At 66.5% G+C, this 22,603-nt stretch carries 17 protein-coding genes, 1 other RNA gene and 1 pseudogene; 13 read left to right on the top strand and 6 right to left on the bottom strand.

Annotated elements, in window-relative coordinates:
* Together U9J41_RS16680 and U9J41_RS16675 are read right to left on the bottom strand one after the other, a co-directional pair.
* Positions 1-103 (bottom strand): annotated as a pseudogene (locus U9J41_RS16680) (IS5/IS1182 family transposase); the annotation flags it as partial.
* A gap of 344 nt (positions 104-447) precedes the next feature.
* Positions 448-960, bottom strand: coding sequence for a hypothetical protein (locus U9J41_RS16675; RefSeq protein WP_322403301.1), 513 nt, complete (start codon positions 958-960; stop codon positions 448-450).
* A 666-nt stretch (positions 961-1,626) separates the two neighbouring features.
* Here U9J41_RS16675 and U9J41_RS16670 point away from each other — a divergent pair.
* On the top strand, positions 1,627-3,609 hold the full coding sequence (locus U9J41_RS16670) for a S9 family peptidase (protein WP_322403300.1): 1,983 nt from the start codon (positions 1,627-1,629) through the stop codon (positions 3,607-3,609).
* A gap of 131 nt (positions 3,610-3,740) precedes the next feature.
* Here U9J41_RS16670 and U9J41_RS16665 read toward each other — a convergent pair whose 3' ends face one another.
* The gene (locus U9J41_RS16665) at positions 3,741-6,614 is read right to left on the bottom strand and encodes a M16 family metallopeptidase (RefSeq protein WP_322403299.1); all 2,874 of its coding nucleotides are present in this window, start codon (positions 6,612-6,614) and stop codon (positions 3,741-3,743) included.
* A gap of 246 nt (positions 6,615-6,860) precedes the next feature.
* Here U9J41_RS16665 and ribBA point away from each other — a divergent pair, with 246 nt between their 5' ends.
* From ribBA to nusB, 3 genes are all read left to right on the top strand, one after another.
* A complete protein-coding gene (gene ribBA, locus U9J41_RS16660; RefSeq protein WP_322403298.1) occupies positions 6,861-7,976 on the top strand; it encodes a bifunctional 3,4-dihydroxy-2-butanone-4-phosphate synthase/GTP cyclohydrolase II in 1,116 nt (371 codons plus the stop codon).
* A 76-nt stretch (positions 7,977-8,052) separates the two neighbouring features.
* Entirely contained in the window at positions 8,053-8,532 is a 480-nt protein-coding gene (gene ribH, locus U9J41_RS16655) for a 6,7-dimethyl-8-ribityllumazine synthase (protein ID WP_056447556.1), read from the top strand.
* Positions 8,533-8,536: 4 nt separating this feature from the next.
* Positions 8,537-9,007, top strand: coding sequence for a transcription antitermination factor NusB (nusB, locus tag U9J41_RS16650; RefSeq protein ID WP_322403297.1), 471 nt, complete (start codon positions 8,537-8,539; stop codon positions 9,005-9,007).
* 564 nt (positions 9,008-9,571) lie between these two features.
* On the opposite strand, the gene U9J41_RS16645 is transcribed toward nusB, so the two are convergent.
* Positions 9,572-10,342, bottom strand: coding sequence for a transglycosylase SLT domain-containing protein (locus tag U9J41_RS16645; RefSeq protein ID WP_322403296.1), 771 nt, complete (start codon positions 10,340-10,342; stop codon positions 9,572-9,574).
* 619 nt (positions 10,343-10,961) lie between these two features.
* On the opposite strand from U9J41_RS16645, the gene ubiD reads away from it, so the two are divergent.
* On the top strand, positions 10,962-12,461 hold the full coding sequence (gene ubiD / locus U9J41_RS16640) for a 4-hydroxy-3-polyprenylbenzoate decarboxylase (RefSeq protein WP_322403295.1): 1,500 nt from the start codon (positions 10,962-10,964) through the stop codon (positions 12,459-12,461).
* A gap of 112 nt (positions 12,462-12,573) precedes the next feature.
* Positions 12,574-12,672, top strand: an RNA gene (gene ffs / locus U9J41_RS16635) — signal recognition particle sRNA small type.
* A 52-nt stretch (positions 12,673-12,724) separates the two neighbouring features.
* Here ffs and U9J41_RS16630 read toward each other — a convergent pair.
* Positions 12,725-13,396 carry a hypothetical protein gene (locus U9J41_RS16630; RefSeq protein ID WP_322403294.1) on the bottom strand — a complete coding sequence of 224 codons (672 nt, stop codon included), beginning with the start codon at positions 13,394-13,396 and terminating at the stop codon, positions 12,725-12,727.
* A gap of 95 nt (positions 13,397-13,491) precedes the next feature.
* Between U9J41_RS16630 and U9J41_RS16625 the strand changes: the two genes are divergently transcribed.
* The 6 genes from U9J41_RS16625 to U9J41_RS16600 all read left to right on the top strand — a co-directional run bounded on the left by U9J41_RS16625 (position 13,492) and on the right by U9J41_RS16600 (position 19,760).
* Positions 13,492-15,726: a DNA polymerase III subunit gamma/tau gene (locus U9J41_RS16625; RefSeq protein WP_322403293.1), complete on the top strand. Its 2,235-nt coding sequence runs from the start codon at positions 13,492-13,494 to the stop codon at positions 15,724-15,726.
* A 64-nt stretch (positions 15,727-15,790) separates the two neighbouring features.
* Positions 15,791-16,117, top strand: coding sequence for a YbaB/EbfC family nucleoid-associated protein (locus U9J41_RS16620; RefSeq protein ID WP_322403292.1), 327 nt, complete (start codon positions 15,791-15,793; stop codon positions 16,115-16,117).
* A 21-nt stretch (positions 16,118-16,138) separates the two neighbouring features.
* Entirely contained in the window at positions 16,139-16,429 is a 291-nt protein-coding gene (locus tag U9J41_RS16615) for a YciI family protein (protein ID WP_322403291.1), read from the top strand.
* A gap of 34 nt (positions 16,430-16,463) precedes the next feature.
* A complete protein-coding gene (gene recR / locus U9J41_RS16610) occupies positions 16,464-17,054 on the top strand; it encodes a recombination mediator RecR (RefSeq protein WP_322403290.1) in 591 nt (196 codons plus the stop codon).
* 230 nt (positions 17,055-17,284) lie between these two features.
* Positions 17,285-18,448, top strand: a complete 1,164-nt coding sequence (locus U9J41_RS16605; RefSeq protein ID WP_322403289.1) for a glycosyltransferase family 4 protein — start codon at positions 17,285-17,287, stop codon at positions 18,446-18,448.
* The gene (locus U9J41_RS16600; protein WP_322403288.1) at positions 18,435-19,760 is read left to right on the top strand and encodes a DUF2334 domain-containing protein; all 1,326 of its coding nucleotides are present in this window, start codon (positions 18,435-18,437) and stop codon (positions 19,758-19,760) included. The genes U9J41_RS16605 and U9J41_RS16600 overlap by 14 nt, the downstream gene beginning before the upstream one ends.
* On the opposite strand, the gene U9J41_RS16595 is transcribed toward U9J41_RS16600, so the two are convergent.
* Positions 19,654-19,959, bottom strand: coding sequence for a hypothetical protein (locus tag U9J41_RS16595; RefSeq protein ID WP_322403287.1), 306 nt, complete (start codon positions 19,957-19,959; stop codon positions 19,654-19,656). The two genes, U9J41_RS16600 and U9J41_RS16595, sit on opposite strands and share 107 nt — an antisense overlap.
* A gap of 244 nt (positions 19,960-20,203) precedes the next feature.
* Here U9J41_RS16595 and U9J41_RS16590 point away from each other — a divergent pair, with 244 nt between their 5' ends.
* Positions 20,204-22,552 (top strand): penicillin acylase family protein, encoded by a 2,349-nt coding sequence (locus tag U9J41_RS16590; RefSeq protein ID WP_322403286.1) that lies wholly within the window; start codon positions 20,204-20,206, stop codon positions 22,550-22,552.
* Positions 22,553-22,603 lie beyond the last annotated feature (51 nt).

The following is a 22,603-nucleotide window of genomic DNA, read 5'->3' as shown; positions in this document are numbered from 1 at the left end:
GCGGCTCCCACGGCGTGATCTTTTCGATCTCCGCAAGAAAGCGGTCGCGCCGCGTCAGCTTCTTCTTGTTTGCGTATTCAAGGTCCGAGAAGCTCTTTTGCATGATCGACACGACAGCGTTGGATGGGTTGAAATTATCGCAGATGGGCAGGCCTGTGGCACCTGCGGCGGATGAATTGATCAGCGGCTCCCTAGAGCGCCGGGAGTTGCAACCGTTTGGCCGAGCGGAAACAGTGGAACGCTGCGCGCTGACGCAAAACGGCAATGATCCCCATTGTTGGCTTGAGTAGATTTGGTCATGATTGGATATTTGTTGGACGCATAAAAGCAAACCGGACGGTCTGGCCGTCCGGTTTGCATGTGTTCGAGAGAGGGGGAGAATATCGAAGTCGACGAGTCCGATAGCCAGCAGTTAACGCCGCTGACAGCTGAGCCTTGCCTTAATGGTCACTTCTTCGCTGTAGTGCTTGACGTTTTCCCCATTGGATGCACACCGATGTACCAGCTCGGAACAAGCACGTTTAGATCAGTCCTCACAAGACGATCCGCGCTAGCGGTTGGATCGATCACATATTCCACAAATTTCGCATCGTGGCTGCCCTTGGCGCGATGAAAAACGCCGTAACGGCCTACTTCCCATTCGGGGTCGTAGTCCACCATAACGATGCACAAGTCAGGAAGTTGCGACGGCTTTTCGCACTCTTTCCACACCGTCGCGACCCATGAGTATTGGGCAAGCAACTTCGCCAGGAAGTCACCGTCGAGCACATGCACATATGGGCCACTTTTCGGGAGGCCGAGCTCTTCCGCTTTTTGCCAAACATCGTCGAGCGTCGTGGACGCAAGCATGGCGACTGCGGCAAGGGCGCAAGCATGCCTATCCTTGGTCGTAACAGGTTTGAATGCCGGCTGAAATCCTGCTGCGGTCGAGGTAACGCTGGTAGGAATAGATGTGGTCATAATGACTCCAATGGTTAAGTTAGGACGTGCACGGCCACGCCATCCCGTCAGAGGGCGAAACAGCTAAATGGGGAATTGTTTCGGGTAGCGCGAGAGTAGTGCGCTCAAGGGGTGCTAACGATGGCCGTGCTTCACTGGCTGTACCGTTCGGTGAAAAAGTAGCTCAGCAGCAATATTTTATCATAAAATATAGATATTTTTACAACAAAATAACTTTGCGGGAGATTTGGAGCGCAAGTATCGAGCGACCTAGACATCGCTTGCCTGCCCTTCGCGTGTCTGAGGGACCGCAGGTTTTTCGGTGCTCCAGTTCTTAACTCGTGTAGCCTTGGCAGCATTCGACAGATAAACCAATCGTTTAGTGCGACAGCGGTAACCGCAGGCGCGAGCTCAACCATTTACGGTATATCTGACGGTATTTCACATGCGGCTCGCGCGAATCTCAGTAACCATGCGGGTTGTGACGCTTTTGAACGTAATCGCGCGCTACGTCGAGCGCATGCTCAGCGCCGCCAAGGCGTAAGTTTGCGGTCCCGCCGCAAAAACAGGGATGCCAACGCTGGCATAGTTGGCGTAGACTTCTCGCTGGCATTTGCTCCAGCGTAGGCGGGTCATTCGCGTCTTCGTCTTTACGTTGGAATCCACAACGATAACAAGGACGAGACGATGACGCTGGATCTTCACAAGCATGGCAAGGCCTGCGCGCGCGGCGCGGCGTTGATCACCTCATTGGCTGTGTCATTCGCTGCTGCGGGGCTCGCACAGGCCGACCCGGCCGGCATGCGCACCTACCGCACGCTCGCGATGACGCCGGGCGGTGAACGCATCGCGGCCGTCGAGGCGGTGGAGGGCGAGTCGAAGACGGGGCCGCGGGTCGTCGTGCGCGACACCGCCACGGGCAGGATCGCATCGACGTGGCAAAAGTCCGATTGCGCGCAATGCCGGCTCGACACGCTGGCCTGGTCGCCGGACCAGAAGACGCTGGCCGCGATCGTCACCGATCCCAGGGCCGGCACGGCCACCGTCGTGCTGCTGCGCGACGGCCGGATGACGCCGCTCGCCACCGTCAAGGGCGTCGCCGGCAGCGTGCGCTGGTCGCCGGACGGGCGCCAGGTCGCCTTCCTGGCGACGGTCGGCGCGAAGAAACTGACGGGCGCCGTCGAAGCGGGCGCGCGCCAGATCGGCGAGATCGGCCTCGCGCAGCAAGAGGACGAGCAGCGCATCGCCATCGTCCCGGTCGCCGGCGGCGACTACCGTCTCGTGTCGCCGGCCGATACCTTCGTTTATGAATATGACTGGACGCCGGACGGCAAGGGCTTCGTCGTCACGAGCGCGCAGGGCAATGGCGACAACAACTGGTGGATCGCCACGCTGGGCCACGTCGACGCGGCCAGCGGTCGCCTGCGCGTGATCGCGGCGCCGAAGATGCAGATGAACATGCCGCACGTGTCGCCGGACGGCCGCACGGTGGCGTTCATCGGCGGCCTGATGAGCGACTTCGGCTCGGTCGGCGGCGACGTGTACACGGTGCCTCTGGCAGGCGGCGAGCCGGTCGACGTGACGCCGGACTACAAAGGCACCTTCAACGGCATCACGTGGCGCGGCAAGGCGTTGCTCGCCTCCGTGCTCGCGGGCAGCGATGCCGGCATCGCGGCGATCGACCCGGACGCGCGCGCGACGCGCATGCTATGGCAGGCGCCGGTGGGCGCAACGGCCAATCGCGACGGGCACTTCGTGTTCAGCGCGGACGGCCGCGTGGCCGCGTCGGTGACGGAGGACTTCGAGCACGCGCCGCGCATCGTCGCCGGACGCCTGCCGGAACTGGTGCCCGTCACCCGCGACAACGACGGCTTCGCCCCACAGGTGGCGGCGCGCAGCGTCGGCTGGACCAATGAAGGCTTCAACGTGCAGGGCTGGCTGGTGGGGCCGCGCGACGTCGCCGCGGGCCGCAAGTATCCGATGATCGTGCAGGTGCACGGCGGCCCCGCGGCGGCCGTGACGCCGCGTTACGTGTCGGGCGGGGACAGCGGCAACCCGCTCGTGCGCGAGCTGGTGAAGGAAGGTTATTTCGTCTTCATGCCGAATCCGCGCGGCAGCTATGGCCAGGGCGCGGCGTTCACGCGGGCGAACAAGCGCGACTTCGGCGGCGGCGACTGGCGCGACATCCTGGCCGGCGTCGACGCTGCCATCGCACAGGCGCCCATCGACGGCAACCGCCTCGGGCTGGCGGGCCATTCCTACGGCGGCTTCATGACGATGTGGGGCGTCACGCACAGCGAGCGTTTCAAGGCCGCGGTGGCCGGCGCCGGCATCGCCAACTGGATCAGCTATTACGGCCAGAACGGCATCGACCAGTGGATGGTGCCGTATTTCGGCGCGACGATGTACGACGATCCGGCGATCTACCGCGCGGCATCGCCCATCGAATCGATCAAGGCGGCGCGCACGCCGACGCTGGTCTATGTGGGGGAGCGCGACGTCGAGTGCCCGCCGGCGCAGTCGTTCGAGTTCTGGCACGGCCTGCGTGCGATGGGTGTGCCGACCACGTTGCTCGTGTATGACGGCGAGGGACACGCGTTCCGCAAGCCGGAGAACCACCGCGACCTGCGGGCGCGCGAGATTGCGTGGTTCAACAAATACCTGAAATGATCACGGTACGATAATGCCGATGGCGGTGTAACGACTACGTTGGGTGGGCACCCTGTGCCCACGCGCGACGTTCGCATACGATATACGTCACCCGCGGGCACGTTGCATTTGAGGCCCCGGCCTCGAATGCCCTACGACCTCGGTGTCTTGTCGGTGTCGTTCTTGGCCTGGGCGGCCGCGGCCTTCGCTTCCGGGTTCAACACCACCTGCACGTAATTCCCCGTGTTCAGGTAACGCTGCGCGGCCCGCTTCACGTCGTCCACGGTCAGGTTCTGCACTTCCTTGTCGAACGTGAGGATGGTGCCCGGATCGGTGCCTTCCGTCAGCGACGTCTGCAGGGCGGCCAGCCAGTAGGTGTTCTCCTGCAGCGACTTGCGATACGTTTGCAGCCAGTTCGTCTTGACCTTGTCCAGGTCGGCCTGCGACGGTCCCGCCGTGCGCATGCGCTCGATTTCGGCGAAGGTCGCGCTCAAGACCTTGTCGACGTTGTCGGGGCCGGTGGGCAGGGTGACGCCGATCGTGTAGTGGCTGTACGGAATGCGCGTCATCGAGCCTTCCATGCCCCCGCCGTAGATCAGGCCCAGCTTTTCGCGCAGCACGTCGATGATGCGGATGTTCATCACCTCCGTCAGCGCGGACAGGCGCAGTTCCTCGAGTTCCGTGACGTCGGTCGGGCCCGTGAAGGTCAGCGACACGGTGCTGCGGTCTTCCGAGCCGCTCTTGACTTCGCGCTTGACGACGCCCGACACGGGGCGGATGCCGAGGTCGCGGTAGGCCGTCGGGATGTCCGGCGTCGGCAGGCTGCCGAGGTAGGTGGCCACGAGCGGCTTGATGGCGGCCACGTCGAAGCTGCCGACGAAGATGAACGTCAGGTCCTTGGCGCTGGAAAAGCGCTGGCGGTAGATGGCGATGGCGCGGTCGAGGTCGATCTTCGTGATGTCCTCGGGGCGCAGCGCACGCGGTGCGCGCGGGTTGTTGTTGTACAGCGTCGCCAGCACGGTGTCGCCGAACAGCGCGCCCGGCTGCGACAGGCGGTTGCGCGCCAGTTCCATCTGCTTGCCGATGAAGGATTTGTATAAATCCTCGTCGCGGCGCACGCCGGCGAACTTGAGCCACACCATCTGCAGCATCGTCTCGACGTCGGTGGCGCCGGCGGTGCCCGCGACCACGTCCGTGTTGTTGCCCAGGCCCGCGCTCACGGACGCGGCCTTGCCGGCCAGGATCTTGCGCATGTCGAGCGGCGAGAAATCCTTCAGGCCCATGGCGGCGACGATCGTGTCGGCGTAGCGGGCGCTGAACATGTCCTTGTCGTCGAACAGGCTCTGGCCGCCGAAGCGGGCGGCGCTCATCAGGACCTGGTCGTTGCGGAACCTGGTCGGCTTGAGGATCACCTTGACGCCGTTCGACAGCGTCAGCCGGGTCAGGCCGAGCGACGCGTCGCGGCTTTCGTCGACGATCTTGCCGGGTGCCGGCGGGTGTTCCATCAGGTGCGCGGCCACGGCCTTTTCGTCGTGCGGGTGCACGTCGCGCTTTTCGGCAGCCGTGATGGCCGCCAGCAGCTGGTCGCCGGTCGGGATCGGGGCGTCGCCGTCGGCCTTGGTCGAGCCCGTGTAGATCACGAGCTTGCCGGAGTCGGCCGGGATGGTCCTGGCCGCATAGGCATTGATTTCGTCGAGCGTGATGCCGGGCGCGAGTTCCTTCACGTAGCGGTATTCCGCATCGATGCCGGGGATCGATTCGCCTTCGAGGAAGTTGCGCATCAATTCGGCGGCGTGGACGGCGGAATCGGTTTTGTCCCGTTCGTTCCAGGCGCGTTCGTAGGTGCGCATCATCGTCTTCTTCATGCGGTCGAGTTCGGCCGCCGTGAAGCCGAAGCGGCGCGCGCGCTCGTTTTCCTGCACGAGCGCGTCGATCGCGACGGTGGCGCCGCTCATGCCGAGCGCGGCCATCGCATTGTAGGAACGGTAGCGCGGGGTCAGGCGCGAGAGCGCGCTGCTGGCCCCGATGAAGGGCGGGGAGGGCTCTTGCGACAATTCCTGCAAGCGCTGGTTGAGCATGCCGGCGAACAGGGCTTCGACCAGTTGCTCGCGGTAGCCGCGCAGCGTCTCGCGCTCGTGGAACGGGCGGACCGGGTAGCGGATCAGGATCGACGCCGGGCCCGCTTCCTTGTCGGTGACGACGAGCGCTTCGTTGTCCGTGCGCGCCGGGATCTTCGCGTACTCGCGCGGGCGCTCGTGGGCCGGGTTCTTGAGACTGGCGAAATGGCGCCGGATCATTTGTTCGGCCTTCGCCGGATCGATGTCGCCGACCGCGACGACAGCCATCAGGTCCGGGCGGTACCAGTCGCGGTAGAAGCGGCGCAGCGTGTCCGGCTTAAAGCTGCGGATGACGTCTTCCTGGCCGATCGGCAGGCGGTCGGCATAGCGCGAGCCGTTATAAATCTTGGGCATCAGCACTTTCTGGATGCGGTCGCCCGCGCCCTTGCCGAGGCGCGCTTCCTCGAGGATGATGTCGCGCTCCTTGTCGATGTCGGCATCCGTCAGCGTCAGGCCATGGGCCCAGTCTTCCAGCACGAGGAAGGCCTTGTCCAGGTCTTCCTTGCGGTCGGACGGCACGGGCAGGATGTAGACGGTCTCGTCGAACGACGTGTAGGCGTTCAGGTCGGCGCCGAACTTCACGCCGATCGACTGCAGGTACGAGACCAGTTCGTGCTTCTTGAAGTGGCGCGAGCCGTTGAAGGCCATGTGCTCGGTGAAGTGGGCCAGGCCCTGCTGGTCGTCGTCCTCGAGGATGGAGCCGGCCTTGACGACGAGGCGCAGTTCCAGCTTGTGCTCGGGCATGCGGTTGCGCTGGACGTAATAGGTCAGGCCATTGTCGAGTTTGCCGACCTTGACCTGGGCCCCGACCGGCAGCGGATCGTCCAGCCGCAGGGGCGCGCCCGGCGCCAGGCCCTGCACGAGCAGGGCGGCGACGAGGAAAGAAATACGGGCGATACGGATCAGCATGTGACGACGTCCTCACACAGAAAAAATCATTCTACCTTGCCCGACCGGCGTCACACTTGTAAATGAGCATGATGTAACGCAGGACCGATCGAGTGTCTCGTTGTCATTATGCAACGAAACAATGGGGCGATAGTGGTAGCGGGACTCTAGACGGGGCGGCGGCCCGGCGGCGATCCGGTCGAGGGCTGGCAAATCCTTTAAAATAGCGGATTTCCGCACCAGCCGGTCCGTAATCGAGGAATCCACATGCCCATCTCCACCACCCAGGAAATCGTTGACGAACTGCGCGCCGGGCGCATGGTCATTTTGGTCGACGAGGAAGACCGCGAGAACGAGGGCGACCTGGTGCTCGCCGCCGAACACGTCACGCCCGAGGCGATCAACTTCATGATCCGCCACGCGCGCGGCCTCGTCTGCCTGACGCTGTCCCAGGAGATCTGCGACCGTCTCGAACTGCCGATGATGACGAGCCGTAACGGCACGTCGTTCGGCACCAACTTCACCGTCTCGATCGAGGCGGCCGAAGGCGTCACGACCGGCATCTCGGCGGCCGACCGCGCCCGCACCATCCAGGTCGCGGTCGCGAAGGACGCGAAACCGGAAGACCTCGTCCAGCCGGGCCACATCTTCCCGCTGCGCGCCGTCAAGGGCGGCGTGCTGATGCGCGCCGGCCACACCGAGGCCGGCTGCGACCTGACCGAGATGGCGGGCCTGACGCCGGCGTCCGTCATCTGCGAGATCATCAAGGAAGACGGCACGATGGCACGCCTGCCGGACCTGCTGGAATTCGCGCAGGAACACGGCCTCAAAATTGGCACCATTGCCGACCTGATCCATTACCGCAGCCAGAACGAGACGCTCGTCGAGCGCGTGGCGGAACGTGCGCTGTCGACCGTGCACGGCGAGTTCAAGCTGGTCGCCTTCCGCGACAAGCCGAGCGGCTCGGCGCACCTGGCGCTCGTGCACGGCGCTCCGCAGGAAGACCGCGAGGCCCTCGTGCGCGTGCACCAGCCGGTATCGATTCTCGACCTGCTCGACAGTAGCTCGACGTCGCACTCGTGGAACATGGCGGCCGCGATGCAGGCCGTGAAGGCGTCGGAGTCGGGCGTGATCGTGCTGCTCGACTGCGCCGAGACGGCCGACGAACTGTTCGCCCAGTTCGAGGACAAGCCGGCTCGCCCGGTCGGCCGCGCGGCCAACCTGGACCTGCGCACCTACGGCATCGGCGCGCAGATCCTGCGCCAGCTCGGCGTACGCAAGATGAAGCTGCTGGCCAACCCGCGCAAGATGCCGTCCATGACCGGCTTCGACCTCGAAGTGACCGGCTACCTGGCCAAGCCCGGATGTGAAACCAAGGCATAACGCGTTACGCACGGCATAGGTAACGCGGTAACATTGACCCATTAATTAACGAAGCAAGAGAACAAGAGGCATAGCCATGACGGTAGGAACTTTTGAAAGCAATATGGCAGGTGAAGGCTTGCGCATCGGTATCGTGCAGGCACGTTTCAATGCCGACGTCGGCCATGGCCTGCTGTCGGCCTGCCTGGCGGAACTGAAACACCTCGGCGTGGCCGACGAAGACATCCTGCACGTGACCGTGCCGGGCGCGCTGGAAATCCCGCTGGCCCTGCAGAAGATGGCCGAGACGCAGCAGTTCGATTCCCTGATCGCGCTGGGCGCCGTCATCCGCGGCGAAACCTACCACTTCGAACTCGTGTCGAACGAATCGGGCGCCGGCATCACCCGCATCGGCCTGGATTACGGCATGCCGATCGCCAACGCCGTGCTGACCACCGAGAACGACGAGCAGGCGGAAGCCCGCATGGCCGAGAAGGGGACCGATGCGGCACGCGTTGCGGTCGAGATGGCCAACCTGCTGCTGGGCCTCGAAGAGCTGCAAGCCGAAGAAGAGTAAAACCATGACTGACAAGAACGCGCACGCCAACCCCAACAAGAACCGCACGCCGCGCCACCGCGCGCGCGAGTTCGCGCTTCAGGGGCTGTATCAATGGCTGCTGAACAATGAGCCGGCCGCTACGGTCGTCACCAACATCCGCAGCGCGCACGGCTTCGACAAGGCCGACGGCGAGTACTTCACGGAACTGCTGCACGGTGCGATCGCCCAGTCGGTCGAGCTGCGCGACGTGATTGCGCCGACCGTCGACCGTCCGATCGCGGAATTGTCGCCGATCGAACACGCCGTGCTGCTGCTCGGTGCGTACGAGCTGAAGAACCAGATCGAGATCCCGTACCGCGTCGTGATCAACGAGGCCGTGGAACTGACCAAGTCCTTCGGCGGCATCGACGGCCACAAGTACGTGAACGGCGTGCTCGACCGCCTGGCGGGCAAGCTGCGGCCGGATGAGGTGACGGCGGACGCGCGGCGCTGAGCTGTTTCCTGCTAGCTATATATTAGAAGGCCGTCCCGGGGAACCGGGGCGGCTTTTTTTATGTGACTGCCGTCGAACGTCGTCGCCGCGAAGGCGGGGGCAATGGTGTTACCGGAGCCATCGTGGCCAATGTGTCCGCAGCGGCAGCGGTAGCGGCAGCGGCAGCGGCAACGGCAACGGCAACGGCAACGGCAACGGCAACGGCAGCAAAATGCAACGTCGTCCCCGCGAAGGCGGGGACCCAAGTGGTGTTGCCGGAGCCGCAATGGCGGCTGTGTCGGCAGCGGCAGCAAAATTGGGCCCCCGCCTTCGCGGGGGCGACGGCAGGGTAAGCGGTGCCACAGCAAAGCAAGCGGTGCCATGGCAAAGCAAGCGGAGCCACGGCAAAGCAAGCGGAGCCACGGCAAAGCAAGCGGAGCCACGGCAAAGCAAGCGGAGCCACGGCAAAGCAAGCGGAGCCACGGCAAAGCAAGCGGTGCCACGGCAAAGCAAGCGGTGCCTCGCAAAAAGAAAGCCACCGCCAGCTCTCGCCGACAGTGGCTTTCGACCAGGAAAGGGTAGGACTCAGAGTCCGGCGACCGTTTCGCCGCTCTCGCTGCTGCCGTGGGCCGCGTCGACCGCGGCGCTGTCCGGCTTGGCCGGCGCGCTGAGCGACTTCTGGGCCAGCGTCGTCGGCGCCGGTGCCGAGGCCGGCGGGAAGTAGATCGGCACGTTCTTGCCGCTGGCGACCTGCTTCAGGCGCTTGTATTCGGTCAGGACCTTGGAGCCGTAGCCGGAATCGTCATCGGCCGCGCCGGCGCCGACATAGCTCTTCAGGGCGCCTTCGACCGAGCCGGTGCGGTTCACGTAGTCCTTCAGGATCAGGGCGCCGACACGGATGTTGGCAACCGGATTCAGGGCGGCCTGCGAGCCGCCGACTTCCTCGAACTTGTCGCTGTGGACCTTGGACATCACCTGCATCAGGCCCTGCGCGCCCATCGGGCTTTCCGCGAACGGATTCAGGCCCGACTCGATGGCCATCACGGCCAGGATCAGCAGCGGATCCAGCTTGATCTCGTGCGCCGTGCTGTAGGCGGTCGAGACGAGCATATTGGCGGCGTCGCCGGCCACGCGGTAGCGGCGCGACAGCCAGTCCGTCACGTACTTCTGCTGACGGGTCGGATGGTTTTGCGCCTTGTCGTCGCTGTTGGCGATCTCGACGGCGTCCGCGCCGCGCGCCGCAACGAGCTGGAGCGCTGGACTGGCCGCAACCTGCGCCGGTGCGCTCTGATGCGGGCTCAAGAAATCCGACACCCGTTTCGCAAAATCGGGGCGGCTGTACAGCAGGGCAATCATTGCAACTGCAGAAAGACCGAAAACGGTCAGGGTATGTTGTGCGGTAGTAATTAAACCGCGTGCCGCTTTGATCACGGAAGACCACGTGACTGGCTGGCTGGCCATCTGTTGGACGAGCCTTGCGCTCGTGCCGATGAAGCGATGGATCATCGTCTCTCCTTTGTCGCGGAAAAAGCGGTCCCGGCGCAGCGCGTGGGCGCAGCGTTCGAGCGTACTCATGCCGTGCATCAGAAAACCGTCCGTCGCCGCCCGTAGCGGTCGAGGAACGCCGTCATTGCTTGCTTCAGCTGGGCCGCGCTGCAGTGGAGGCGCCCAGTGGCTAACAACTGTCTCGGGGTTGGTTGGGCAGACGCCCAGTGAAAACACTCCTAAAATGTCGCTGGGGCCCCGACCCCGTGAAAGAATGAGACCGGCTAAAATCACGTGCTGGACGGGCCCGTCTCAATTTGTACGCCGGATTGTAGAAGCTCGTTTATATCAAGTCAATACTAGCACTCAATCGTTCTATTACTTTTAGATCTAAAGAACGCCCTGGAGCTCATCAATTCTTTGGCAAATCAACCACTTGCCGGCGATTGTTAGCACACCTCAAAAGATGTAAAAAAGAATTAAAAATTCGATGAACTACTCTGATTTACGGGATTTTATTGCTAAGTTGCAAGAAATGGATGACTTCAAGCGCGTATCCGCGCCTATTTCACCGAATCTTGAAATGACCGAGGTGTGCGACCGCGTCCTGCGCGCCGGCGGACCGGCGCTGCTGTTCGAACGGCCGGTCGGCCCGGACGGCGCGCCGTATTCCATGCCCGTCCTGGCCAACCTGTTCGGCACGCCGCGCCGCGTGGCGCTGGGCATGGGGGCCGACGACGTGGGCGAGCTGCGCAAGATCGGCCATGTGCTGGCGCGCCTCAAGGAGCCGGAGCCGCCCAAGGGCTTCCGGGACATCATGGACCTCGGCTCGCTCGTCAAGGCCGTGTGGGACATGGCGCCCAAGGAAGTGAAGGGCGCCCCGTGCCAGGAGATCGTCTGGGAAGGCCAGGACGTCGATCTGGCGCGCCTGCCGATCCAGCACTGCTGGCCGGGCGATATCGCGCCCCTCATCACCTGGGGCCTCGTGATCACGAAGGGACCGAACAAGAAGCGCCAGAACCTGGGCATCTATCGCCAGCAGGTATTGGGGCCGAACAAGGTCATCATGCGCTGGCTCGCCCACCGCGGCGGCGCGCTCGACTTCCGCGAACACTGCATCGCCCATCCCGGCAAGCCCTATCCGGTGGCGGTGGCGCTGGGCGCCGACCCCGCCACGATCCTCGGCGCGGTGACGCCGGTGCCGGACACCCTGTCCGAATACCAGTTCGCCGGCCTGCTGCGCGGCCAGCGCACGGTGCTCACGAAGGCCATCGGCAGCGACTTGCGGGTGCCGGCATCCGCCGAGATCGTGCTGGAGGGCCATATCTATCCGGACGAGACCCATCCGTCCGGCTTCGAACATGCGCTCGAAGGTCCGTATGGCGACCACACCGGTTATTACAATGAGCAGGACTGGTTCCCCGTGTTCACGATCGACCGCATCACGATGCGGCGCGATCCGATCTACCACTCGACCTACACAGGCAAGCCGCCGGACGAGCCGGCAGTCCTCGGCGTGGCGCTGAACGAAGTGTTCGTGCCGCTGCTGCAGAAACAGTTTACGGAGATCACGGACTTCTATCTGCCGCCCGAAGGCTGCAGCTACCGCATGGCCGTCGTGCAGATGAAGAAGCAGTACGCCGGCCACGCCAAGCGCGTGATGTTCGGCGTCTGGAGCTTCCTGCGCCAGTTCATGTATACCAAGTTCATCGTCGTCGTGGACGAGGACGTCGACGTGCGCGACTGGAAGGAAGTGATCTGGGCCATCACGACGCGCGTGGACCCGACGCGCGACACGGTCCTGGTCGACAACACGCCGATCGATTACCTCGACTTCGCGTCGCCGATCAGCGGCCTGGGCAGCAAGATGGGTATCGATGCCACCAATAAGTGGCCGGGTGAGACGAACCGGGAGTGGGGTACGCCGATCGTCATGACGCCGGATGTGAAGGCGCGGGTGGATGGGATCTGGCAGCAGCTGGGGCTGTGATGTTCGATTGGCGCTGGCGGATGCGTGCGCAGTCTATATAAGGTATGCACGCATCATCCACTGCCGGCAATGCGGTTTGCCGCCGCCCCCACACTCGGTTATAATGAGCGCTGGCGGGCCCCTGCGCATTGTGGCATGGTTTACCTGGTCAGGTCGGGAACGAAGCAGCCAAAGCCGTTCACCGCAAGTGCCGCAGATCAGGCTCGCCTTCTCATTCTTAAAACAGCTGCCGCGGCAGCTGTTTTTGTTTGTCGCGGCTGATGTCAGTCGTCGATTTCCGCTTCGAACGGTCGCGTCGACCATTCCACCAGCGGGTTTTCCTTCAGCGTGTCCTCGTCGAACTTGAGCCTGATACGGTGCTGGCCATCGCTGGCGTAGCGCTTGTCGCCGCCGGCGGTCTTGATGGTCAGCTGGGCCGGCTTGTCGAACTTGAAGATCACCGATTTCATCGTCGGCACGAACAGGCTCAGCGCGCCGGCGACCTTGCCGATCGCGGCATTGGTCTGGGGGATGGCGCCCATCACGGCCGCATAGCGCCACTGCGTCGTCTCGGGCAGCACGGCGCCGAGGTCGAAACCCATGCGCATCTTTTCGCCCTTCGGCAGGCTGGTCCAGATCTGCGCGTCATGCGCGAGCCACTGCGGATTGAGCACCATGCGTGCGCGTCCGCTGGCATCGAGCGGCATGGGCGTCCGGCTGGCGCCGTCCACGACGACGAGGCCCGCATCCAGCGGCGAGATCGCCTTGTTGACCGGCACCAGCTTGGCGTACAACACCACCTTGTCGCGCTCGGCCGGCGGCAGGGCATCGAACTTGTCCAGCTTGATGACGTCGACCAGTTTGCGGTACGGAATCCATTCGCGTTCGGCGGCATGGCCCGGCAACGCGAGCAGCAGGGAAGCGATGACCAGCGGAAGCTGCAGGGATGTTTTCATTTTTTCCGAATTGAAAGAAAAACATCAGTGTAGGGGAATTCCCGACGAGCGTCTAATGTTGCCGCTCCCACCCCGGTCTACGGTAAAATCGCGGTATGTCCTATCAAGTCCTCGCCCGCAAATACCGTCCCCGGAACTTTGAAACGCTGGTTGGCCAGGAGCACGTCGTCCGTGCGCTGACCCATGCCTTGCGTACCGGACGGCTGCACCACGCCTATCTGTTCACCGGCACGCGCGGGGTGGGCAAGACCACGCTGTCGCGCATCCTGGCCAAGTCGCTCAACTGCGTCGGGCCGGACGGCAACGGGTCGATCACGGCCGAACCGTGCGGCCAGTGCGAACCGTGCCGCGCAATCGATGCCGGCCGCTTCGTCGACTACGTCGAGATGGACGCCGCGTCGAACCGCGGCGTCGACGAGATGGCCCAGCTGCTGGAACAGGCGGTCTACGCGCCGAGCAATGCGCGCTTCAAGGTCTATATGATCGACGAGGTGCACATGCTCACGAACCACGCCTTCAACGCGATGCTGAAGACGCTGGAAGAACCGCCCGAGCACGTGAAATTCATCCTCGCGACGACGGACCCGCAAAAGATTCCCGTGACGGTGCTGTCGCGCTGCCTGCAGTTCAATTTGAAGCAGATGCCGCCCGGCCATATAGTGGGCCACCTGGAAAACATCCTCGGCCAGGAAGGCGTGACGTTCGAGCAGCCCGCGCTGCGCCTGCTCGCCCAGGGCGCGCATGGTTCGATGCGCGACGCGCTGTCGCTGACCGACCAGGCCATCGCCTATGCGGCCGGCGCCGTCACGCTCGACGCCGTGCAGGGCATGCTGGGCGCGCTCGACCAGTCCTATCTGGTCCGCCTGCTCGACGCGCTGGCCAACGAGGACGGCGCCGACCTGATGGCCGTCGCCGACGAGATGGCCAGCCGCAGCCTGTCGTACAACGGCGCCCTGCAGGACCTGGGTACCTTGCTGCACCGGATCGCACTGGCGCAGTCCGTGCCTGCGGCGCTGCCGGACGACTTGCCGGAACTGGCCGACATCCAGCGCCTGGCGACGGCATTCGATGCGCAGGAAGTGCAGCTGTATTACCAGATCACCGTGCATGGCCGCAACGAGATCGGCCTCGCGCCGGACGAGTACGCGGGTTTCACCATGACGCTGCTGCGCATGCTGGCGTTCCGTCCGGGGCAGGGCGGGGCCGACCAGGCAGCCAAACCCGCGCCCGCCGCGCTGGCGCGGGCGATGCCGCAGGCGGCGCCGGCACGACCGGCCGCAGCCGCGGCGCCGGCAGCTCCGGCGCCGGCAGCTCCGGCGACGGCACGTCCGGCCGCACCGGGCGCGGCGCCCGCGGCAGCCGCAGCACCTCCGGCCGCACATGCACCCGCGCCGCAGGCCGCGCAAGGCGGCGCCGGACGCGCCATGACGTCGGCCCGCGCGGCCCTGGACGCCGCGCTGGAAGCGGCGCGCGCCGGTTCGCGCATGGGCGGCGTACCCCGGCGTCCGGCGCCGGCGGGCGGGCCGGCCGCGACGCCTTCACCGGCGCCGGCCGCGCCCCCGGTTGCGCCGGCGGCGCCCGGCTCCGGCGCGGTTGCCGATACGGCGGCCGCACCGGCGCGTGCGGCGTCCACGGCACCGTGGGACGCCTCGCCGCAAAACACGACAACGGCCGCGGCGCGGACGCAGCCCCAGGCGGCGCCCCAGTCGCAGCCGTCCATGCAGCACCAGCCGGCCCAGGCGCACGGACACGCCAACGGGCAGGCCGTGGCCGACGACGAGCCGCCGGCCTGGGTCACCGAGTTTTCCGACGACAGCGCCGTCGCGATGGATGGGGCGGCCGTGGCCGCGCCGCCCGTGGCTGCGCCCGTGCCCGCGCGCGCCGCCGCACCGAGCGCCCCGCCGTACGCCTACGTCATCACGCCCGTGCCGGCCATCGACTGGGACGGCAACTGGCCGGCGCTGGCGGCATCGCTGCCGCTGCGCGGCGTGGCCCAGCAGCTCGCCTTCCAGACCGAGCTGGTCGAGTGCAGCGCGGACGGTGCCGCCGCCACGTTCCGCCTGCGCGTGCCGGTCGACACGCTGCGCGCCAGCGGCAACAGCGAAAAGCTGTGCGCGGCCCTGCAGGAACGCTTCCCGGCCGTGCGCGTGAACGTCGAGACCGAGATCGCGCCGACCTGGTACACGGCCAGCGCCGAAGCCAAGGCAAGGCGCGAGCGGCTGCAGCGCGAGGCCGAGGCGGCCGTCGATGCCGATCCGTTCGTGCAGGACATGGCGCGCACGTTCGACGCGTTCGTCGTGCCCGGCTCCGTGCGTCCGATCGCGACCTGATCCGCATTCGCGCGTATAAACGATATAAACGATTTATCCATCCGACTTTTTTGGAGAACGCATCATGATGAAAAACCAGCTCGCAGGCCTGATGAAGCAGGCGCAGGCCATGCAGGACAACATGAAGAAGGCGCAGGACCAGCTGGCCCAGATCGAAGTCGAAGGCCAGTCCGGCGCCGGCCTGGTGAAGGTCATCATGACCTGCAAGAACGACGTCAAACGCGTGTCGATCGACCCGTCGCTGCTGGGCGACGACCGCGACATGCTGGAAGACCTGGTGGCCGCCGCGTTCAACGACGCCGTGCGCAAGGCCGAAGCGACCGCGCAGGAAAAGATGAGCGGCCTGACCGCCGGCCTGCCGCTGCCGCCGGGCTTCAAGATGCCGTTCTGATGCGCGTTTGAGGCTCACTGAATGTTCATCGTCACACTCACCTATATTGCGCCGCTCGATCGCATCGACGCCTACCTGCCGGCGCACCGCGCCTGGCTGGAGGAGCAGTATGCGCGCGGGCTGATGCTGATGTCGGGCCGCAAGGAGCCGCGCGACGGCGGCATCCTCATCGTCCATGCCGCCGACCGCGCCGAGCTCGATGCCGCGTTGCGCGACGATCCGTTCGGGCAGGCCGGCCTCGCGACCTATGCGATCACCGAGTTCGTGCCCACCATGAGCGTCGACGCGCTGGCCGCCTGGTGCGCGCAGTAAGCGCTGGCGCTGCCCCCGAGACCCGGAGATAGTAATGTCCAAATCGCTCGACTTCCTCACCGAGGCCCTGCGCCGCCTGCCGGGCGTCGGGCCGAAGTCGGCGCAGCGCATGGCCTTCCACCTGCTGCAGCACGACCGCGAAGGCGCGGCCATGCTGTCGCGCGCGCTGTACCAGGCCGTCGACGCCGTGCACCACTGCGCGATGTGCAATACGTTCTCGGAAACCGAGGTCTGCGACCTGTGCACCGACGAGCAGCGCGACCGCACGCTGCTGTGCGTCGTCGAGACGCCGGCCGACCAGATGATGATCGAGCAGACCCTGACCTTCAAGGGCCTGTACTTCGTGCTGATGGGGCGGCTGTCGCCGCTGGACGGCATCGGTCCCAAGGACCTGCACCTGGAAAAACTGGTCGGCCGCGCCGCCGACGGCGACGTCAAGGAAGTGGTGCTCGCCACCAATTTCACCAACGAGGGCGAAGCGACCGCCCATTACATCAGCGAAATGCTGAAGGCGCGCGGCCTCAGGGTCAGCCGCCTCGCGCGCGGCGTCCCGGTCGGGGGCGAGCTCGAGTATGTGGACGCCGGCACCATCGCGCGCGCCATGCTCGACAGGCGAAGTGCATAATGGGCCTCCCCGACAGGGAGCCCGACCATCGTCGCGCACTGAGCAATGAAGGACCGCACGGGCGCTGAGCGTCCCGTACGTGCGCGCGGCCGCGATGCATCGGCCGGACGTCCTGTCATCGCCTGCGCGGCAGGCAGGGTTCCCGGCGGCAGGCGGTGTCCGCTTGACAGTGCGCACATGGCGCACCGGTTCCGCTGCTATCGTGGGGATACTTTGACCGGATCCCAAGCATGCACCTCGTCGACATCACGATGTTTTACGCGGCCGAAGGAGGCGGCGTCAGTACCTATCTGAATGCCAAGGCGCATTGGCTGGCAAGGCGCAGCCGCGTCCGGCACACGATCATGAGCTCGAACGTGGAGACCTGCGACCACGCGGTGCCCGCGCTCGTCAAGATACCGTCCGCGGGCGTCCCCGGCTTCCACGGCTTCCGCATGCCGCTGTCCGTGGCGGGGCCGGCGCGGCTGCTGGCATCCGTCCAGCCCGACGTCGTCGAGGCGGGCGACGCCGGACATTGCGCCTGGGCCGCGCTGCGCATGCGCAAGCGCCACGGTATCCCGGCCGTCGCGTTCTATCACTCCGACCTGCCGCGTCTCGTGCAGCCGCGGCTCGGGCGCTGGATCGCGCGCGGCACCTGCCGCTATCTCGCCAACCTGTACCGCCAGTTCGACCTCGTGCTCGCGCCCAGCCGCATCATGGTGCAGCAGCTGGACGCGATCGGCGTACGCGGCGCCGTCCACCAGCCGCTCGGCATCGACAGCAGCGTGTTCCGCCCGCAACGCGGCGACGAGACGCTGCGCGACCGTCTCGGCCTTCATCCGGATGCGCGCCTGCTCGTCTATGCCGGCCGCTTCACGCCCGAAAAGAAGCTGCATGTGCTCATCGAAGCCGTGCGCAAGCTGGGCGATCCCTATCACCTGATCCTCGTCGGCGGTGGCGGCGTGCTGCCGTTTTGCGACCGCGTGACGCACATCCCGTTCCGGCGCGACCAGCGCCAGCTGGCCCGCCTGCTGGCCAGCTGCGACGTGCTCGTGCACCCCGGCGATTGCGAGACCTTCGGCCTGATCGTGCTCGAAGCGATGGCGTGCGGCCTGCCCGTCGTCGCCACCAACCGGGGCGGCGTGGCCGAGCTGGTCGATACGGAGACGGGCATCCTGGCCGAGCCGAACCACGTCGACAGCCTGGCCGGCGCGATCGAAGCAATCTTCCGGCGCGACCTGGAACGCATGGGCGAGGCCGCGCGGCGCAAGGCCGTCGACCGCTACGACTGGAACGAAATCCTCCCGCAGGTGGTGGGCCGCTACGAGGCATTGGTCGGCGGTCATCCTTATGTGGGCCGTATCGTCGCCGGCGACATGATCAACGAGCGGGAGCGCATCCATGTCGCCGACTGACGCCCCCATCGACGAGCAGATGCTGTGCGTCTCGATCCACGACGTGGCGCCGGCCACCTGGACGGATTGCCTGCGCCTCGTGAAGGCCGTGCGCGCCGTGGCGGACATCCCGCTGACGTGGCTCGTCGTGCCGCATTATCACTTCCGTCCCGAGCAATCGTTGGCCATGGAAGCCTGCCTGAACGTGGCGCTGGAACGCGGCGACGAGCTGGCGCTGCACGGCTACAGCCATCTCGATACGGAAGAGGGGGGCGGCGGCCTGCGCGCCCGCTTCCTGCGCACCGTCTACACGCGGCGCGAGGGCGAGTTCGCGGCGCTGGCCGAGGCGGAAGCGCGGCGCCGCCTGGCGCTCGGCCTCGACTGGTTCGCGGCACGCGGCTGGACACCGACGGGTTTCATCCCGCCGGCCTGGCTGCTGGGCGAGGGCGCGTGGCGGGCCCTGCGCGATTCGCCGTTCGCGTACACGACGACGTTCAGCCATTTCCACTGCCTGCCGGGTGCGCGCGATCATCCACCCGGCAGGGACGGGCAGCGCAGCGGCGCAGTGCCGTCGCGCGAACGCGGCAAGGCATCGCGGCACGCGTCCGGACGTCGCGAGGGCTATCGCGGCGGTGATGGCGCGGGCATGCCGGGTGCGGGCATTCAGTATGGCAGCGGGGCCATGCAGAATGGCCAGGGGAACCAGTCGCGACACGACAGCCCGAACCGGCAGTTCGATCGAAGCAACTGGACTGGTCCCGTTGCCACTGACGGTGGGCACGATGCGCACGATGCGCACGATGCGCACGATGCGCACGATGCGCACGATGCGCGCAGCCGGCACAACGAAGCGAATCGACCCGCGAACCAGCCCGCGAACCAGCCCACGAACCTGCTCCCGAACCAGCCTGACGAGCAGCACCTGCAAACCCTGCGCGACCTGCCCGGGCCGTTCACGCAAAACAACCGCCGCGGCACGCACGCGCTCCTGTCGCCGTCGCTCGTGTACGCGGCGCGCAACCGCGGCGGGCGCCTCCTGTCGCCGCGCGTGGCCGATGCGACGGCCGCCATGCTGGCGCAGTCGCCGCTCGTGCGCTTCAGCCTGCATCCGCCCGATGCGCGCTATCCGGAACTCATTCGGCACATCCAGCAAGTGCTGGAACGCCTGCTGGAACGGCGCGAGGCCATCACGAAGGCCGAGTGCGCGCGCCGCCTCACCCGCAGCGTCACCAGTATGGATCCCACCAGCCGCCCCGCCAGTAACCCGGACCCCAGCCGTAGTAGCCCGGACCCGGTCCATAGCGCTGCAGATCATACTTCGCACCCAGATTGATCACGCAGCCGCGCCACGCATCCGACTGGGCGGCATAGCCCAGCCGGGTGCAGGCCGGTCCATAGATCGCCATCATCTGCTCGACGTCGGCCTGCGCCTGGGCCGCGCGTTCCTGCGGCGTGGCGCACGCAGCCAGGGCCAGCACCAGCACGACGGACAGACCTGCCCACCGCGGCGATGTGCATATCCAAGTGAGCATGCGCACCATGGCGCCTCCCTCATCCGACACGCGCGTCCTGCGCGTCTGTCGTCAGCTTAGAAGACCGCGCCGGCCGACCATCGAGGTCGCTCAATCGCGTGAGGGGAACCACGGCGGATATGAAATGTCACGTACTCGCCCGGACGTGGAATTTCTGGCAAGATGCGTTTTTTCCGACGGGATGAGCGGCATGGGACAGCGTGGATGGCGGAAGTGGGGACGGCGGGTCGCGGCAGGGGTCGTCGTGTTGCCGGTACTCGTCGCGGGCGGTGCCTGGATGACCTTGCGCGCGAGCCTGCCCGAACTCGACGGCCAGCACCATTCGCCGCTGCTGTCCGCACCCGTGACGGTGGAGCGCGACGCGGACGGCGTGCCGACGATCAGCGGGGCCGACCGGCTCGACGTCGCCTATGCCACCGGCTTCGTGCACGGTCAGGAGCGCTTTTTCCAGATGGACCTGCTGCGCCGCAGCGCCGCCGGCGAACTGGCCGAGCTGTTCGGACCCAAGGCGCTGCCGCTCGACCGCGCGCACCGGCTGCACCGCTTCCGTGCCCGCGCCGCGCAGGTCCTGCAGCGCATGACGCCGGCCGAGCGCGCGCTGCTGGACCGCTATGCCGCCGGCGTCAACGACGGCCTCGGCGGGCTCCATGCGCGGCCGTTCGAATACCTGCTGAGCCGCACGGCGCCGCGGCCGTGGACGCCGGCCGATTCGCTGCTGGCCGTGTGGGCCATGTACTTCGACTTGCAAGGCAACCAGGAGCCGCGCGAACTGGCGCGCGGCTGGCTGGCCGCGCATCTCGATCCGGCCCAGCTGGCCTTCCTGCTGCCGGAAGCGACCCGCTGGGATACGCCGCTGGATGCGCTCGCCGTCGCGCCGGCGCCCGCGCCGATTCCGGCCACGGCGCCGGCCTGGTGGGGCCGCAAGGACGCCGTGCCCGCGCGCCAGGTGGCGGGCATCGCGTTCACGGATTCGGTCGGCAGCAACAACTACGCCATCGCCGGCACGCGCACGGCGAGCGGCGCCGCCATCGTCTCGGACGACATGCACCTCGGCCTGCAACTGCCGAACACGTGGTACCGCCTCGCGCTGCGCTTCCCGGACGCGCACGGCCAGCCGCGCCGCATCGTCGGCGTGAGCCTGCCGGGGACGCCGCCGGCCGTCATCGTCGGCAGCAACGGCCATGTCGCGTGGGCCTTCACCAACAGTTATGCGGATACGCTCGACCTCGTCCGGCTGGGCACCGATGCGGCCCACCCCGGCCAGGTGCGCCTGCCTTCCGGCTGGGAGACGCCCGTGGCGCACACCGAGACGCTGCTCGTGAAAGGCGGCCCGGCGCAATCGATGACCGTGCGCGACACGAGCCTCGGCCCCATCCGCACGGTCGAGGGCACGCCGTACGCCGTGCACTGGGTGGCGCATGCGCCCGAGGCGCTGAACCTGAATCACCTGAAGCTGGAGTCGTCGACGAACCTCGATGAAGCGCTGGCCGCGGCGGCGAGCGACGGCATCCCGGCGCAGAACATCGTCCTCGGCGACGACCGCGGCAACATCGCCTGGACCATCGGCGGCGCGCTGCCGCACCGGACGCAGGGCGGCGTCGGCATCTCGTTCCCGCTTGCCTTCGACGGTACGGTGCCGACCTGGGACGGGCTGCTCGCGCCCGAGGCGCACCCGCGCGTCGTGAACCCGCCCGGCGGCCAGCTGGTCACCGCGAACAGCCGCCAGCTGGCGGGCGACGCGGCGCAGGCGATCGGCGACGGCGGCTTCGACCTCGGCGCGCGCGTCCATCAGCTGAGCGGGAACGTGCGCCGGCTGGGCGACAAGACGGACGTCCCGGCCGCGTTCCAGGCCTCGCTCGACGACCGCGCGCCGTTCATCGCGCTCTGGCGCCAGCGCGCCCTGGCGGCGCTGGATGCCTCCGCGCTGGATAAACACCCGCAGCGCGCCGAGTTCCGCCGCCTGCTGGAAACGAGCTGGGACGGCCACGCCAGCACGACGTCCGTCGGCTACCGCCTGGCGCGCGGGTTCATGTGGTCGCTGCACGATCTGCTGTTCGCCGGCGTCGACGCGGCGCTGGCCAGGCTCGACCCGAAGGCCAGCATGGTGGTCGCGACGTCGCGCTGGCCGGAGGTCGTCGCCCGCCTGCTGGACGAGCGTCCGGCCGCGTGGCTGCCGTCCGGCTACGCCAGCTGGCAGGACCTGGAACTGGCCGCCGTCGACCGCGCCATCGCCGGACTCACGGCCGACGGCACGCCGCTCGCGCAGGCCACCTGGGGGCGGCGCAACACGGCCGCGATCGCGCATCCGTTCACGATCGCGGTGCCGGCGCTGCGCCGCTGGCTGAGCGTCCCGCCGGACCAGCTGCCGGGCGACGCCAACATGCCGCGCGTGGCCGGGCCCAAGTTCGGACAGTCGGAACGCCTGACGGTGGCGCCGGGCCATGAGGAAGCAGGGCTGTTCGACATGCCGGGCGGGCAGAGCGGGCATCCGCTGTCGCCGGACTTCCTGAAGGGGCACGAGGACTGGGTGCACGGGAAGCCGACGCCCCTGCTGCCCGGGGCGGCGGTGCATACGCTGACGTTCACGAGATAGCGGCAGCGCGAACGGCACACCGTCGTTGCCGGACTGGCGGTGCGCCTTGGC

It is taken from the genome of Massilia luteola (genome assembly GCF_034420155.1).
GTDB lineage: Bacteria > Pseudomonadota > Gammaproteobacteria > Burkholderiales > Burkholderiaceae_D > Telluria > Telluria luteola.
The sequence above is the reverse complement of the archived record's forward strand: the minus strand, read 5'-3'. Positions and strand labels throughout refer to the sequence as shown.